This is a genomic window from Marinobacter litoralis (assembly GCF_016427555.1).
GTDB lineage: Bacteria > Pseudomonadota > Gammaproteobacteria > Pseudomonadales > Oleiphilaceae > Marinobacter > Marinobacter litoralis_A.
Genome location: NZ_JAELVS010000001.1, coordinates 1,100,999 through 1,116,798 on the forward strand (window position 1 = coordinate 1,100,999; position 15,800 = coordinate 1,116,798).

Annotated in this window: 10 protein-coding genes; 5 read left to right on the forward strand and 5 right to left on the reverse strand. The window is 54.8% G+C overall.

The features are described from left to right. Positions 1–70: 70 nt before the first annotated feature. Together JAO79_RS05020 and JAO79_RS05025 are read right to left on the reverse strand one after the other, a co-directional pair. Positions 71–1,183 (reverse strand): branched-chain amino acid ABC transporter substrate-binding protein, encoded by a 1,113-nt coding sequence (locus tag JAO79_RS05020; protein ID WP_199006020.1) that lies wholly within the window; start codon positions 1,181–1,183, stop codon positions 71–73. A 113-nt stretch (positions 1,184–1,296) separates the two neighbouring features. Continuing rightward, positions 1,297–2,208 (reverse strand): tetratricopeptide repeat protein, encoded by a 912-nt coding sequence (locus JAO79_RS05025; protein ID WP_199006021.1) that lies wholly within the window; start codon positions 2,206–2,208, stop codon positions 1,297–1,299. A gap of 174 nt (positions 2,209–2,382) precedes the next feature. Here JAO79_RS05025 and JAO79_RS05030 point away from each other — a divergent pair, with 174 nt between their 5' ends. Further along, on the forward strand, positions 2,383–2,877 hold the full coding sequence (locus JAO79_RS05030; protein WP_199006022.1) for a MarR family winged helix-turn-helix transcriptional regulator: 495 nt from the start codon (positions 2,383–2,385) through the stop codon (positions 2,875–2,877). Between the two features lie 58 nt (positions 2,878–2,935). Here the strand turns inward: JAO79_RS05030 and lon are convergent, their stop codons facing one another. Then, positions 2,936–5,386, reverse strand: coding sequence for an endopeptidase La (gene lon, locus JAO79_RS05035; RefSeq protein ID WP_199006023.1), 2,451 nt, complete (start codon positions 5,384–5,386; stop codon positions 2,936–2,938). A gap of 134 nt (positions 5,387–5,520) precedes the next feature. Here lon and trxA point away from each other — a divergent pair, with 134 nt between their 5' ends. Continuing rightward, positions 5,521–6,384 (forward strand): thioredoxin, encoded by an 864-nt coding sequence (gene trxA / locus JAO79_RS05040; RefSeq protein WP_199006024.1) that lies wholly within the window; start codon positions 5,521–5,523, stop codon positions 6,382–6,384. 66 nt (positions 6,385–6,450) lie between these two features. On the opposite strand, the gene JAO79_RS05045 is transcribed toward trxA, so the two are convergent. Next, positions 6,451–7,815, reverse strand: coding sequence for a KamA family radical SAM protein (locus tag JAO79_RS05045; protein ID WP_199006025.1), 1,365 nt, complete (start codon positions 7,813–7,815; stop codon positions 6,451–6,453). Positions 7,816–8,480: 665 nt separating this feature from the next. Between JAO79_RS05045 and aceE the strand changes: the two genes are divergently transcribed. The 3 genes from aceE (at position 8,481) to JAO79_RS05060 (ending at position 14,093) form a co-directional block, all read left to right on the forward strand. Beyond that, positions 8,481–11,144 (forward strand): pyruvate dehydrogenase (acetyl-transferring), homodimeric type, encoded by a 2,664-nt coding sequence (aceE, locus tag JAO79_RS05050; RefSeq protein ID WP_199006026.1) that lies wholly within the window; start codon positions 8,481–8,483, stop codon positions 11,142–11,144. A 10-nt stretch (positions 11,145–11,154) separates the two neighbouring features. Beyond that, positions 11,155–12,828 (forward strand): dihydrolipoyllysine-residue acetyltransferase, encoded by a 1,674-nt coding sequence (gene aceF, locus JAO79_RS05055; RefSeq protein ID WP_199006027.1) that lies wholly within the window; start codon positions 11,155–11,157, stop codon positions 12,826–12,828. An 83-nt stretch (positions 12,829–12,911) separates the two neighbouring features. Then, positions 12,912–14,093: an acyl-CoA dehydrogenase gene (locus JAO79_RS05060; RefSeq protein WP_199006028.1), complete on the forward strand. Its 1,182-nt coding sequence runs from the start codon at positions 12,912–12,914 to the stop codon at positions 14,091–14,093. Between the two features lie 432 nt (positions 14,094–14,525). Here the strand turns inward: JAO79_RS05060 and JAO79_RS05065 are convergent, their stop codons facing one another. Beyond that, positions 14,526–15,698: a DcaP family trimeric outer membrane transporter gene (locus JAO79_RS05065; RefSeq protein WP_199006029.1), complete on the reverse strand. Its 1,173-nt coding sequence runs from the start codon at positions 15,696–15,698 to the stop codon at positions 14,526–14,528. Between the last annotated feature and the right edge of the window lie 102 nt (positions 15,699–15,800).

Consider the following 15,800-nt stretch of genomic DNA (forward strand, 5'->3'; position numbering starts at 1 on the left):
CAGAAAAGCACCTTCCCCCGGATCGCGGTGGGAAGGTGCTTCTATTCATACCTCTGAAAGAGGGGTGGGCTTACTGTGCCGGAGTCTTGCTGCCGTCAGAGTGCCATTCGTACACCACAAATTCGAAGGACTTGAGGTCCCCGGCCTTGTCGTATTGAACGGTTCCGATCGGAGTGTCAAAGCTGTTGGCGCGCAGAGCGGCGGCAACGTCAAATGGATCAGAGGAATCGGCTTGTTTGATGCCTTCAGCGACCAGCTGAACAGCGGTGTAAGAAGGCAGAACGAACGGGCCAGACGGGTCTTCGCCCTTGTCTTTGAAGGCTTTGACCAGCTCCTGGTTCTCGGCTTTCTCGTCAAAGCTGGGCGGTAGAGTGACCAGCAAGCCTTCAGCGGCCTCACCGGCAATGGTATTGATATCTTTGTTGCCAACGCCTTCGGGGCCCATGAACTTCGCGGTGACATCATTCTGGCGAGCCTGGCGCAGAATCAAACCAAGTTCAGGGTGATAGCCGCCGTAGTAGACGAAGTCCACGTCGGCTTGCTTGATTTTCGTGACCAGCGACGAGAAATCTTTGTCGCCGGCGGTGATGCCTTCGAACATCGCAACTTCGATGCCGGCGTTTTTCAGGGTGTCACGAACCGCCGTGGCAATGCCTTCACCGTACTGCTGCTTATCGTGAACAACCGCAACCCGCTCCGGTTTCTGGCTGGCAATGTAGTTACCGGCAACCGGGCCCTGCATGCTGTCCAGGCCGATGGTGCGGAACACCAGCTCATAGCCGCGTTCGGTGATTTCCGGGCTGGTGGAAGCCGGGGTGATCATCAGGATGCCTTCGTCTTCATAAATGTCGGAGGCAGGCTGGGTCGAGCTGGAGCAGAGGTGGCCGATAACGTACTGAACCCCTTCGTTCACCAGCCGGTTGGCAACGGTAACGGCTTGCTTTGGGTCACAAACGTCATCAACTTCAACGGCAACCAGGTCTTCGCCCATCACACCGCCGTTGGCATTGATTTGTTCGATAGCCATGCGGGCACCGGAGAACTGCATGTCACCGTACTGAGCGACCGGGCCGGTCATCGGGCCTGCAATGCCAATTTTGATATCTGCGCTAGCCTGGCCAGCGACCATCAGAGCGACCGACGCGCTCACAGCGGTGGCGAGTTTTTTTGCGGAAATGTTCATCGTGTTTTTTTCCTGTGTGTCAGGGTTATTCTTATGTTCACAATGAGTTAAGAAACACCACAGCCCAGGCCTTGTCAAGCAAATGCGTGTATGGCCGCGATACATGTGCGCTTTTAGGCATCTTCCGGGTCGTCGCCATCGATGTAAACCAGATTTTTGAAATTTTCGTGGTCGTGTAATTGCTCGAAGCTTGGGTCAACCGAGGCATCGTCCCGGTAGGCTTCTGAGATCTCGATGGCTTTGGATAGGTTTGCAACAGCATCTTCCCAGCGGCCGATCTCGGCAAAGGCGCAGGCCAGCTGGTAAAGCGCATGGCCATTGTCCGGTGCCAGTTTCAGGGCCCGGTTGCAAAGACTGATGGCCCAGAGCGGTTCTTGTATTTCGAGCACGGCATCGGCTTTGTAGCTCAGCGCTTCAACGTCGTCAGGGCGCAGTTCCAGAATCTGGTCGTAGGTGTTGATCTTATTCTGCTGCGAGGTTTCCTGGCTGGCTTTCAGCCAGAGCGCATGCACTTCGTTGGTCAGTTCGATTTCGGCCTGGTTCTGGTGAATGATCTCGGACTTTTGCTGCAACTGCTCTTCGATCGCTTTCAGGCGTTTTTCGTATTCCACCACCAATTCGTTGACCCGCTCTTCTGCCAGGCCGGTGAGCTGGTGGCGCATGTCCCGAATCGAGTTCCAGCCGATAACAACCAGAATGGAAGTGGCACCGGCAATCAGGTAGAAGAAGTAGGTGACGGTATCAGCGGCATAAGACATGGATTTATCGGCCACCGACAGTTCTTTTTCCACGACCTTCTCTATGAGCTCGGCGCGGGTGTTCTGCATGTCTTGGCGAAGTGCTTTGGTTTCGTCGAGCAGGTAAAGCTCCACGAAGGGGGTGTACATCGGTTTTTCCAGTGTTTTGATGCTTTCTTCCAGGTCTTCCTCTGTCAGCTCTTTGTCTGGACCAAGCTCTTGCCCTTGTGCATGGAGATGTCCGGTAAAAATAAGGGCGAGGATGAATACAAGATAGTGCTTGATCATTAAATGTGTCCGTTTTTCAGTAAGGAGAACAGTATCGGTGAATGACCTTAGCACAGTGACTGTTAGAAATAATGTCGGGTGGCGGGCTGGGCTAGGTAATATTCGCACTTGCATCAAAGCGAGTGAAGACCTCTAATAGTTAGAGGTATAAATAAACGGCTTGGGAGTCGAGTTTTGGATAGTTACGAGCAGGTGTTGGTGGCGCTTCGGCGGGTTATCCGGGCAACGGATTTGCATTCGAAACGGTTGAGTAAGCATGCCGGGTTGACCGGCCCTCAGCTGCTGATTATGCGCACCATTCGTGACCTGGGCGAGGTGACAATCGGTACGATTGCCGAGAATGTCAGTCTCAGTCAGGCAACGGTAACCACCATTCTCGACCGCCTTGAACTCCGTAAGCTGGTTTATCGTGTGCGCAGCACGAAGGATAAGCGCAAGGTACATGCTCATTTAACCGAAGAAGGGGCCGATCTGTTGGCCCGTGCGCCGAACCCGTTGCAGGAAGACTTCATTGAGAAGTTCCAGAATCTGGCCGAGTGGGAGCAGACGATGATTTTGTCATCGTTGCAGCGTGTGGCTCATATGATGGACGCTGATGATATTGACGCTTCGCCGGTTCTGACGGTGGGGTCGGTATTGAGGGATGATGGCTGGAAGGAAAAGGCCTGAAGATGGCGAGGGGTCTGTCCCTACGAGGACAGACCCCCGTTCTCCGAATTCACGGGAACTAGTGAACGCTAGACCCACTCTTCGGCTTATTGCCAAAACACACCTGAAACACATCGGTGTAGTTTTTGGCAAAGTTCACGGTTAACCCTTCTTTGAGATAATCCGGCAACTCTTCGTAGTCCCACCGGTTCGCCTCCGGCAGAATCAGATTACTGATCTTCTGTCGTCTTGCGGCAATCACTTTTTCACGAATCCCGCCAACGGGCAGCACCTGCCCTGTAAGTGTCAGTTCGCCAGTCATGGCAATGTTCTGCTGCGGAGCTTCTCTGCGAGCGATAGAAACCAACGCCGTGGCCATGGTGATACCGGCACTGGGGCCGTCCTTCGGTGTTGCACCTTCGGGCACGTGCAGGTGGACGAACGACTTTTCGAAAAAAGTCGGGTCGCCTTTGAATCGCTTCAGGTTGGAGGCCACGTAGCTGTAGGCAATTTCTGCGGACTCGCGCATCACGTCGCCCAGTTGCCCGGTCAGCTTGAAGCCCCGGTGGTTGGTATGAACGCGGGAGGCTTCGATGCTTAGCGTCGCTCCGCCCATTGCGGTCCACGCCAAGCCGGTGACAACGCCGGTGCCTTTCAGGGACTTCTCTTTGCGGAAAGCCGGTTGTCCGAGATAGGTGGTCAAATCGCCCACACCAACTCGCACCGGTTCGTCCGGGTTTTCCAGCAGTTTCACAATGCCTTTGCGAATGATTTTGTGCAGCAGTTTTTCCAGGCTGCGCACGCCGGCTTCCCGGGCATAACCTTCAATCACTTGCCGAACGGCGGCATCCGAGATGTTTAGCTGTTTTTTCAGTAAGCCTGCTCGTTTGAGCAAGCGCGGGATCAGGTAATGCTTGGCGATGGCGAGCTTTTCTTCACCGATATAGCCAGACAGCCGAATGACATCCATCCGGTCCAGTAGGGGGCGGGGAATGGTATCTAGCTGGTTGGCGGTGCAGATGAACAGTACCTTGGACAAGTCCATGCGCACATCGAGGTAATGATCCAAGAATTCTTTATTTTGTTCCGGATCCAGGGTTTCCAGCAGCGCTGACGCCGGATCGCCCTGGAAAGAGGAGCCGATTTTGTCGATCTCATCCAGCATGATCACCGGGTTGGCCACTTTCGTGTCTTTCAGGGCTTGCACAAACTTGCCGGGCATTGCGCCGATGTAGGTGCGGCGGTGGCCTTTGATTTCGGCTTCGTCGCGCATACCGCCAACACTGAAGCGGTAGAACTCGCGGCCCAACGCATCTGCCACCGAGTGACCGATAGAGGTTTTGCCCACGCCGGGTGGGCCTACCAACAACAGAATGGAACCACTCATTTCACCCTTGAACGAGCCTTCGGCGAGGAACTCGACGATGCGGTCTTTGACATCGTTAAGACCGTCGTGGTCCCGGTCCAATATCTTGCGTGCCGCCGCGAGGTCGAAGTGGTCTTCGGAGTATTTCCCCCAAGGCACTTGCGTGATCCAGTCGAGATAATTTCGGGTCACACCGTATTCCGGCGAGCCTTGCTCGAGAATCTGCAGTTTCTGGATTTCTTCATCGAAACGTTCCTGCACAGCTTCTGGCGGATTCAGTTTGGCCATCCGCGCCTCGAAGCGCTCTGCATCGGCGGTTTTATCATCTTTGGCGATGCCCAGTTCGCGCTGAATAACTTTCAGTTGCTCGCGCAGGAAGAATTCACGCTGGTGCTTTTGCACCTTCTCGTTTACTTCTTCGTTGATTTCAGACTGCAGGCGAGCCACTTCCAGTTCTTTGCGCATCAGCAGGAGCACCCGCTCCATGCGGCGAAGCAAAGGCACAGTGTCCAGAACATCCTGCAGTTCCTGCCCGGGCGCGCTCGTCATAGACGCACCGAAATCGGCCAGCGGTGAGCTGTCGTCCGGGCCGAAGCGAGACAGGTACTGCTTTACGTCTTCCCCGTATAGCGGATTGGTGCGCAGCAGCTCTTTGATGGCACCGATGATGGCCAGCGTGTAGGCCTTGAGCTCGTCGGCCGGCTCTTCCGGCTCGTCAGGATATTCGACCTCCACCAGATAGGGCGGGCGACGGCGTAGCCATTGCACGATTTTGAACCGATGCAGGCCTTGGGCGATGAACTGCACTTTGCCGTTCTCGCGCTGGGCCTGGTGAACGCGAACCGCGCAGCCCATAACCTCCAGCTCGTCGCTGGTGGGCACACCGGATTCGCTTTCCGTGTCTTCAACAAAGCAAATGCCCAACATTTTGTGGTCGGTTTCCGCCACCCGCTTCAGGGTTTCGTGCCACGGATCTTCGTTGACCATCACCGGTTGTACCTGCGCCGGAAAGAAAGGCCGGTTGGTCACTGGCAGCACGTACATCCGTTGCGGCCGGGCTTGATGGGGCAGTGCGAGTGCCTTGTTGTTGTCTTCTTTGCCGATGTATTCGGTCACGTCTTCTTCAAATTCGTCCAGGGAGTCTTTGCGGTTCTCGTCATTCATACCGTTTCGCTCTAAAGGCGTGAGTGTTTACTATTCTATGTAACGGCGATGGCAGGATTTTCAAGCTGGCTTGATTTTTAATTCCCGAGCCCCCATACCAGAGCCATCTAACATCCTTATAACCGGGTAACTTTATGACTGCTTCACCCTATATCTTTGATGCCACCATGGACAACTTTCCGCAGGAGGTGATGGAAGCCTCCGCCAAAACGCCGATCCTGGTGGATGTCTGGGCGGATTGGTGTGCACCGTGCAAGCAGCTGATGCCGATACTGGAAAAGCTGGCGGACGAATATCAGGGCAATTTCCTGCTGGCCAAAGTGAATGCCGATGAGCAGCAAGAGCTGACCTCTTCCCTGGGCGTGCGCAGCTTGCCCACCGTTATTCTGGTGAAAGACGGCCAGGCTGTGGATGGTTTCAACGGTGCCCAGCCGGAAAGCGAGATTCGCAAGGTGCTGGAGAAACACGTGGAAGCGCCGGCTGAAGATCCGTACGAGAAAGCTCATGCGCTGTGGGAGGCGGGCGATCTGGACGGAGCTCTGGCGATCCTGACGGAAATGAACCAGAAGGACCCGGAAAATCTGGACGTATTGATTGATCTGGCCCAGCTGAAAGCGGAACAGGGCGACGTGGAAACTGCCGAACAGGTGCTGGAAAACTTGCCGCCAGAAGAGAAAATGCAGACCAAAGCCAAACAGTTGGCGGCCCGCGTGAAGTTTTTGAAGCAGTCGAGCGAGTTGCCGGCTATCGACGGTTTGGAACAAACGCTGGAAGCCAACCCGAAAGACCCGGAGGCTTTGCATCAGTTGGCACTGCACAAAGTGTTGCAAGAGCAGAATGCCGAGGCGATGGATTTGCTGATCCGGTTAATGCAGGCGGACAGCAATTACAAGGATGGGGTGGCCAAGACGACCTTGGTGGAGTTGTTTGAAAAACTGGGTAATAACAATGCGGATGTGCGGACGTATCGGAGGAAGTTGTATACGTTGATGCATTGAGGTTGCAGCAAAAGGCCAGATAGATTGCTCCATCTGGCCTCTTTATATCAGCTTCAGGCAATGGCCTTAGCTATTTCCCTTCTTCATCTGCTCAAACTCATCTTCAAAGAAGAACTTCTCCTCTCCGAAGGCTGGCTCCAGCTCGTGTAGCCAGGTGGCGGTTTCGCTGTATTTGGCGAAGAACGGGCGCTGTACCCAGTCCGGGTTGCGGCCTTGCAGGAAGCGCAATACAAACACTTTTTCGCCTTTGATTTCCGCAATGCCCTGGATTTCTACCTTGCCGGGGCCGGCGCTCATGCTGGGGCCTCGGGCGGTGCGGGCCAGGCCGGATACCTGCTTCATGGCCTCGCGGTAGATGTTGTAGGCTTCCGCTAGCGGCACCTCAAAGTAGTTCTTGGCACCGGTGTCCCGTTCTACAAACATGTAGTAGGGGATGATGCCCAGCTTTACCTCACGCTTCCAAAGCTTGGCCCAGTCATCCGCGTTGTCGTTCACGTGTTTGATCAGCGGGCCTTGCGCGCGGATTTCAGCGCCGGTGGCGCGGATGCGGCGAATGGCTTCTTCCGCGATGTCGGTGGTGATTTCCTGCCAATGGTTGTAGTGCGCCATGATGGCTACGTGCTTGCCGGCGTCAACCAGTTTGGCGAACAACTCGATCAGCTCGTCGGCATCTTTGTCGGTGACGAAGCGGTAGGGCCAGAAGGTCAACGCTTTGGTGCCGATGCGGATGGTCTGAACGTGGTCGAATTCCGGCTGCAGCAGAGGCTCCAGGTACTGAACCAGGTTTTTGGTTTTCATGACCATCGGGTCACCGCCTGTCACCAGCAGGTCGGTTACTTCGGTGTGCTCCCGCAGGTAGCCGTGCAGTTTCTCGGCATCGGTGCTGGCCATTTTCAGGTCTTTGTCGCCGACAAACTGTGCCCAGCGGAAGCAGAAGGTGCAGTAAGAGTGGCAAGTCTGGCCCTGGGAGGGGAAGAACAACACGGTTTCGCGGTACTTGTGCTGCACGCCGTCCAGCACTTCACCATCCAGCTCCGGCATGTTCATTTCCATTTGGCCGGCCGGGTGCGGGTTCAGGTCGTCACGGATCTGCTTGGCAAGCGCCTGAATCTCTTTCTTGTCTGCGCCATCCCGGTGCAGTTGTGCCATCTGTTCGTAATGCTCGTCCTTCAGCATACCCTTCTGCGGGAACACAAGCTGGTAAATCGGGTCGTTCGGTACGTTGTCCCAGTTGATCAACTCGTCGATAACGTATTCATTGACGCGGAAGGGCAGCACGCTGGCCACAACCTTCATCTCAAACAAGGTTTCTTCAGGCAGATCCTGAATGGCTTCAATTTTGTCGAGCTGACGGTCAGTAAACACCTTGAATCGGCGTTCTTCGAATTCCTGCACCGGGATACGGTTAGGAAAGGTGACGATGGAGTTCATAGATCGCCCTCTGTTGGGTAATAAAAGTAAAAAGAAGGCTAAAGCACCTTCGTGATCGCATAAAAAACGGGCCGAAAATTATACAGAATTCTGAAATTATTTTCAGGTCTAATTATTCTTTGAGCGGGGCTTGGTTGCCGATGACGGTCTGGTGTGAGGCGGCAAGCCTTTGGTTGAGCGGTATTGCCGAGTGCGATCGGTCATGGATCTTACGAAATATCTTTAGTAACGCGAAGGTTTGTAGCTGAAATGGGAGTATCAGACCTTGGTCGGGGGTATGTTGTTTTAGTGAAGTGATTTGGTCATTATTACGTAAATAAACAGAATTTTTGCGGCTGTCTGCGCCGGATTCTCGGATTTGGCGAAAAAATTTGAGATTGTTTTGCTAAAAGTACGTAGTTTTTGCTGCGCCGAGCAAATCTGATCACTGCGTCGTTTCTATAGCTCGCCATAGCCGTATCGGCACGAGCTACAACAACGGCCTGGCGCAGGAAAATAATGAAAGCTGTTCTATGCTTGAGGGAAGTCACGCTGGCCACTCAGCATTTCTCGCAAGCTGATACTTCAATAATAAAGCTGCCAGTTATCGCAGTTTCCAATTTCGCAACGTGATCGGCTGCTGATCGTGGCACACGCTGCATTCGTTAGGTTCAGGGGAGGGTTAGATGTACCAGGATGATGATCCCATTGAGACCAGAGAATGGTTAGATGCACTGGAATCTCTGATCGAGAATGAAGGTATAGACCGAGTTAAATACATTCTGGAGCGCCTTTCCGAGCGCGCCAGCCGAGACGGCACCGAACTGCCGTATTCCATCACCACACCATTTAGAAATACGATCCCCGTCACTCAGGAAGCGCGCATGCCGGGCGACCTGTTTATGGAGCGCCGTATCCGTTCCCTGATTCGCTGGAACGCCATGGCCATGGTGGTGCGCGCCAACAAACGTCCCGGTGATCTGGGCGGTCACATTTCCACCTTCTCTTCTGCCGCCACATTGTATGACGTGGGCTTTAACTACTTCTTCCACGGTGGTGACGAGAACCGCGACTCTGATCTGGTGTATTTCCAGGGGCACGCAGCGCCGGGAATTTACGCCCGCTCATTTCTGGAAGGTCGGTTTACCGAAGAGCAATTGGATAAATACCGGGAAGAAACCGGCGGCGAAGGCTTGTCGTCCTACCCGCACCCCTGGTTAATGCCTGACTACTGGCAGTTCCCGACAGTCTCTATGGGGCTGGGGCCGATTCAGTCCATCTACCAAGCGCATGTAATGAAGTATCTGCACAGTCGCGAACTGATCGACATGGGCGACCGGAAGGTGTGGAGCTTCCTTGGTGACGGTGAGTGTGACGAGCCTGAAACTCTGGGTTGTATCTCCAAAGCTGGCCGCGAAAAACTCGACAATCTCATCTTCGTGGTGAACTGCAACCTGCAGCGTCTGGACGGCCCGGTTCGGGGTAACGGCAAGATCATGCAGGAGCTGGAAGGCGTTTTCCGCGGCGCCGGCTGGAACGTCATTAAGGTCGTGTGGGGCCGCATGTGGGATCCGCTGTTTGAGCAAGATGAAGACGGCATCATGCAGCGCGCCATGGATGAGGTGTGCGATGGCGATCTGCAGAACTACGCGTTCAAAGGCCCGGCCGCGACTCGCAAAGAGTTCTTCGGAAAATACCCGGAACTGAGCAAGCTGGTTGAAAGCCTGTCGGATGACGACATCGCCAAGCTGAACCGTGGCGGTCACGACCCTTACAAAGTCTACGCGGCTTATCATCGCGCCGTGCACCAGAACAACGGCAAGCCCACGGTTATTCTGGCCCACACCATCAAAGGCTACGGATTTGGCGCTGCGGGTGAAGCCCAGAACACCGCGCATTCATTGAAGAAATTGGATCTGGATACCCTCAAGGCGTTCCGGGACCGTTTCGGCGTGCCGCTGAAAGACGAGGAGCTGGAAGACGTACCCTATTACCGTCCGGCACCGGATAGCCCCGAACTGGTCTACATGAAGAAGAGGCGCCAAGAGCTGGGTGGCTTCTACCCGAAACGTAACAAAGAATGCCAGCCGCTGCAGATTCCCGATCTGGATATTTTCAAAGCCGTGCTGGAAGGCTCGGGTGATCGTGAGATTTCTACGACTATGGCGTTCGTGCGTCTGCTGGGCGCTCTGGTTAAAGACAAGCGTGTAGGCAAGCGTGTGGTGCCGATTGTGCCTGATGAAGCCCGTACCTTTGGTATGGAAGGCATGTTCCGCCAGTTGGGTATCTACACGTCTGAGGGGCAGAAGTATGTGCCTCAGGACCGTGACCAGATCATGTACTACCGCGAAGCCAAGCAGGGCCAGATCCTGCAGGAAGGCATCAACGAAGCGGGCGCGATGGCCGCCTGGATGGCTGCCGCTACGTCATACAGCAACAATAGCTTCCCGCTGATTCCGTTCTACGTGTTCTATTCCATGTTCGGTTTCCAGCGTGTGGGCGACCTGGCCTGGGCCTCTGGGGATATGCAGGCGCGGGGCTTCCTGATTGGTGGTACCGCAGGGCGAACCACGCTGAACGGTGAAGGTTTGCAGCATCAGGATGGTCACAGCCATGTACTGGCCAACACCATTCCGAACTGTAAAGCCTACGACCCGGCCTACGGTTACGAGATGGCGGTGGTGATCCACCACGGCATGAAGGAGATGTTTGAAGAAGACAAAAACGTCTTCTACTACCTGACCGTGGAAAACGAAAACTACGCACAGCCAGCAATGCCCAAGGGATGTGAAGAAGGCATCATCAAAGGCATGTACCTGTTTGAATCCGTTGAAACCAAGGGCAAGAAAAAAACGCCTCGGGTTCAGCTTATGGGCTCTGGTGCCATCTTCAATGAAGTACGCGAGGCAGCTCAGCTGCTGAAGGAGGATTGGGGAGTCGCATCGGATATCTGGAGCGTAACCAGCTACAACGAACTGGCCCGCGACGGTCAGCACGTTGAGCGCTGGAATGCCCTGCACCCGGATGACAAACCCCGCAAGGCCTACGTGACCCAGTGTCTGGAAAAGCAGAAGGGGCCGGTTATTTCATCGACCGACTACATCAAACTGCATTCCGAACAGCTGCGGGCATACATCCCGGCCACCTACATGACGTTGGGCACCGATGGTTTCGGCCGCAGTGATACCCGTGAAAAGCTTCGTAACTTCTTCGAGGTAGACCGTTACTACGTCACGGTTGACGCGTTGGCAGCGTTGGCTAAAGACGGTGAGATCGACAAGAAGCAGGTACTCGAAGCCATGCGCAAGTACGGTATCGATCGCAACAAACCGAACCCGGCGCACAGCTAAGGAGACCGCTATGAGTGAACAGGAAATTAAAGTTCCCGATCTCGGCGGTGCAGATGAAGTCGAAGTGATCGAAATCATCGCCAGTGAAGGGGATACAGTACAGGAAGAAGATCCGATTCTGACGGTTGAAACCGACAAGGCGACGGTAGAATTGCCGTCCCCGGCAGCCGGTAAAATCAGCAAGATCACCGCCAAGGTCGGCGACAAAATCAAAGAAGGCGACGTGGTTGGTATGCTCGTTGCCAGCGATGACTCCGGCGATTCAGACGACGAGGAAGAGGATTCCGGGAGTGCGGAGGCTGAAGGCAAATCCGACTCGGAAGAGAAGTCTGAAGCCAAGTCCGAAGACAGCAAGCCGGCTCCGAAGAAACAATCGGGTGGCTCTCGAACGGAGCGAGTGAAAGTGCCGTCATTAGACGGTATGGAAGACATTCCGGTTATCGAGATTAACGTCTCCGAGGGCGACACGGTTGCAGTAGATGACCCACTGGTAACCGTGGAGTCAGACAAAGCCACCATGGAGATCCCGTCTCCCTTCGCTGGCAAAGTGAGTAAATTGCTGGTTAAAGAGGGCGACAAGTTGTCTGAAGGCGCTGACCTGCTGGATCTGGTGGTCGAAGACGAAGGTGGGGAATCGGACGAAACTGAAGCCGAAGAAGAGAAAGCGCCAGCTAAAGAAAGCGCAGACGAGGCAGACGCCAAATCCGATGCCAAGCCTGAAAAAGCAGAAGACAGCTCGGCGCAAAGTGCCACCTACGCACCACCTTCACCGGGGGCCAAGGTGCATGCCGGCCCCGCGGTTCGGAAACTGGCCCGGGAATTGGGTGCAGACCTTACTCGCATCAAGGGTTCTGGCCCGAAGAGCCGTATCCTGAAAGACGATGTCCAGGATTACGTGAAGGGCCAGCTACAGCAGGTGCAGCAGGGCTCCTCGGTGGGTGGCGGCAGCGGTATCCCCGCAGTCAAACTACCGGACTTCAGCAAGTTCGGTGAGGTTGAGCGCGAAGGCATGTCCCGCATGATGTTCACTACGGCGAACAACATGCAGCGCAGCTGGCTGAACGTGCCCCACGTGACCCAGTTTGACGATGCCGATATCACCGAAATGGAAGCCTTCCGCAAAGCGCAAAAAGCGGCCGGCGAAAAGCGTGGCGTGAAAATGACACCGCTGCCGTTCTTGCTGAAAGCCTGTGCTGCGGCATTGGCTGAGCTGCCCCAGTTCAACGTGTCGCTGGATATGGACCGTAAGGAAGTGGTGCGCAAGAAGTACATCCACATCGGTATTGCGGTGGATACGCCACACGGTTTGATGGTGCCGGTGATCCGGGACGTAGACCAGAAAGGCCTGTGGGAACTGGCGGCGGAAAGCGCCGAGCTGGCACAGAAGGCCAGAGACAAGCAGTTGAAACCGGCTGAAATGCAGGGCGCTTGCTTCACCATCACCAGCTTGGGTGGCATCGGCGGAACCGCCTTTACGCCGATTGTGAACACGCCGGAGGTGGCGATTCTGGGCGTGTCTAAAGCAGCCATGAAGCCGGTGTGGGATGGCAACGAGTTCCAGCCACGATTGATGCTGCCACTGTCGTTGTCATACGACCACCGGGCAGTGAACGGTGCGGACGCAGCACGATTCACCAGCCTGCTCACGCAGTTGCTTGGGGATATCCGCACCTTGTTGCTGTAGTCTTGGCCTGTTGCCGCTTCAATCTGATCGGGTTGAAGCGGCAATGCTTGGCAAGACATTCCGTTTTTGGTGGACAATACACTATGGCCAACAAAGCAAGCTTCAATTGGGAAGATCCGCTTCTGCTGGATCAGCAACTCTCTGATGAGGAGCGAATGGTGCGCGACAGCGCCCGCCAATTCGCAGATCAGAAACTCCGCCCTCGCGTGGTGGATGCCTTTCGTCACGAACACACCGATCCCGAGATATTCAGGGAAATGGGCGCCAGTGGTTTATTGGGTGCCACCATACCCGAGCAATACGGTGGCAGTGGCCTGAATTACGTCAGCTACGGCTTGGTCGCCCGCGAAATCGAGCGAGTCGATTCCGGCTATCGTTCCATGATGAGTGTGCAATCCTCGCTGGTCATGGTGCCTATCTACGAATTTGGCAATGAAGCAACCCGTCAGAAATACCTCCCCAAACTGGCCTCCGGTGAATGGATCGGCTGCTTCGGCCTGACCGAGCCGGATCATGGCTCGGACCCCGGCAGCATGGCCACCCGCGCTCGAAAGGTCGATGGAGGCTACCGGCTGACGGGCAGTAAAATGTGGATCACCAACAGCCCGATTGCGGATGTGTTCGTGGTCTGGGGCAAAGACGACGACGGCAAGATTCGCGGCTTTGTATTGGAGAAGGGCTGGGAAGGCCTGAGCGCGCCGGTTATTCACGGAAAGGTTGGGCTGCGCGCCTCCATTACCGGCGAAATCGTTATGGACGACGTCTTCGTGCCGGAAGAAAACGCCTTTCCGAAGGTTCGGGGCTTAAAAGGCCCGTTCACTTGCCTGGATTCCGCTCGCTACGGCATTTCCTGGGGGGCGCTGGGAGCGGCGGAGGATTGCTGGCACACCGCGCGTCAGTATGTGCTGGACCGTAAGCAGTTTGGTCGCCCATTGGCAGCCAATCAGCTGATTCAGAAAAAGCTGGCGGATATGCAGGCGGAGATCACCCTGGGGTTGCAGGGTGCCTTGCGCCTGGGCCGAATGAAAGACGAGGGTACGGCTGCGGTGGAGATTACCTCGATCATGAAGCGTAACTCCTGTGGTAAAGCTCTTGAAATTGCCCGACTGGCCAGAGACATGCTGGGCGGTAACGGCATTAGCGACGAGTTTGGCATTGCCCGCCATCTGGTGAACCTGGAAGTGGTCAACACCTACGAAGGCACCCACGACGTGCACGCGTTGATACTGGGCCGCGCGCAGACAGGCATTCAGGCGTTCTTCTGATTGATGTTAAGGCAAAGTGCAAAAGCCGGGTTACCCGAAAGGTAGCCCGGCTTTTGTGTGTGTGAGCAATCAGTTTGCGAAAAACATCCAATCAAAGTAGTTGTGCAGATCCTGCATGGCGTAGGCCTCGGCAGGCTGGGTCAGTTCGAACAGCAGACTTTGGTCTTTGGCTGGTTTCATGATGACACCTCGTGAAGTTTTGGCTGATTGATCGGGGCAGGCGCATTTCCGGCTGCCTTCACAAGAGATATTGCATGAGCTGTGCCAAATTTTATGTTGAGCTTAGCTGTCTGAAATTTATGGTTTTTCTGGGTTTAGTGGTGTTGAGGAAGCGAAATTCTGAGCAAGTTTGGGGCGCCGCGCACCAAACCAGAACGAAAAAACCCCGGCGGAAGCCGGGGTTAAAGGAGAGTTAACGTCTACAAGGAGTCTTTAGAAGTTATATTGCGCTGCAAACAGGAGTCGGTTCGCATCGCCATCAGAGCCGTCTACGTTTTCGCGCTTCAGGAACTGATATTCAACGCCCATCATTACGTTTTTGACCGGAGTCCATTTGTAGTTGGCCATGACGGCAGAGTTGGTTTCGCTTTGGCCACCGAGAATGCCCGCAAAACCGGCATCCGCCGCTTCATCTTCAGCATCGTCCCAGTCTACTTCAACCATGCCGTAGCCGATATTAATGCTGCGGCCACCGCCGAGATCGACCCCTGCACCAATAGACCCGCCGTAACCGGAAATTGTTTCTACGTCGCCACTACTGTCAACATAGGCACTAGGCGCACCAAAGTTGTCCCCAGAACGGTATAGATAGCTGTTGGCGCCATCGCTATAAGAAAGTGTGCCCTGTAGAGAGATCATGTCGGTCAGCATCATTTTTGCTGCAACGAAGGTGGCGAAACCAAAGGAGCTTTCATCGTTACTACCGGAGTCATAGCCCACCTGATGAGCCAGAAGCGCTGCAGAATAGCTCATGCCGTCATTGGAATCTTCAATCCGCGCGGTGAAAGCTGGCATGCTGTCCTTGCCGTCAACATCCAGAACTGCGGGATCTCCGTCGTCGTCCAAACCTGCAGCAATAATTGAGCTGTTCGGTTGTTCAAGTGCAATCGACAGCGGGCCGGACGTGTAGCGCGCCTGAGTTGTACGGGCTTGATAACCTGCCAGGCCGGGAAGTGAGTCAAAATCCAGCGTTGCGGTGTTACCTACGAAACTAGAGAAGTTCGACCAGGTTTGCCCCATCAACACGCCGTTATAGCTACCGAAGGCGTGACGCAAACGGAGATTTCCTGGCCGGAAGTCACCTTCGACGGTAATGGCGACGCCTTGCGGTGAAACCGTTTTGACACCAAGGCGGCTCTGCACAGCGTCAGCGCCGAAGTGCCCATCTTTTCCATCGTCTGATGCAAGGCCGCTGTAGGATCCAGAGCGGGTGCTTAGCGCTTGATTGTTGTCGATATCGTAGCTGGCATTCATGCGTGCGTATCCGTACACACTTACATCGTAATCGCCGGCAGTGAAGCTGATTGCCTGCGCCTGAGAAGCCAATCCCAGCACTGTCACAGCCGCTGTCGCACGAATTGCCATTCGCAATTTATTGTTCTGCATTGTTGTTGTCTCCACATATTTGTTTTTGTTGGACCAACTCCAACTTAGTAACGTATCGGTCACATTTCAAACAAAAAATGCATGGGATAGACCAACGTCTAA

Bases quoted from the DNA above. Each gene is read 5' to 3' on its own strand.
- JAO79_RS05020 (WP_199006020.1), bottom strand. From the start codon at position 1,183: ATGAACATTTCCGCAAAAAAACTCGCCACCGCTGTGAGCGCGTCGGTC.
- JAO79_RS05025 (WP_199006021.1), bottom strand. From the start codon at position 2,208: ATGATCAAGCACTATCTTGTATTCATCCTCGCCCTTATTTTTACCGGA.
- lon (WP_199006023.1), bottom strand. From the start codon at position 5,386: ATGAATGACGAGAACCGCAAAGACTCCCTGGACGAATTTGAAGAAGAC.
- trxA (WP_199006024.1), top strand. From the start codon at position 5,521: ATGACTGCTTCACCCTATATCTTTGATGCCACCATGGACAACTTTCCG.
- JAO79_RS05045 (WP_199006025.1), bottom strand. From the start codon at position 7,815: ATGAACTCCATCGTCACCTTTCCTAACCGTATCCCGGTGCAGGAATTC.
- aceE (WP_199006026.1), top strand. From the start codon at position 8,481: ATGTACCAGGATGATGATCCCATTGAGACCAGAGAATGGTTAGATGCA.
- aceF (WP_199006027.1), top strand. From the start codon at position 11,155: ATGAGTGAACAGGAAATTAAAGTTCCCGATCTCGGCGGTGCAGATGAA.
- JAO79_RS05060 (WP_199006028.1), top strand. From the start codon at position 12,912: ATGGCCAACAAAGCAAGCTTCAATTGGGAAGATCCGCTTCTGCTGGAT.
- JAO79_RS05065 (WP_199006029.1), bottom strand. From the start codon at position 15,698: ATGCAGAACAATAAATTGCGAATGGCAATTCGTGCGACAGCGGCTGTG.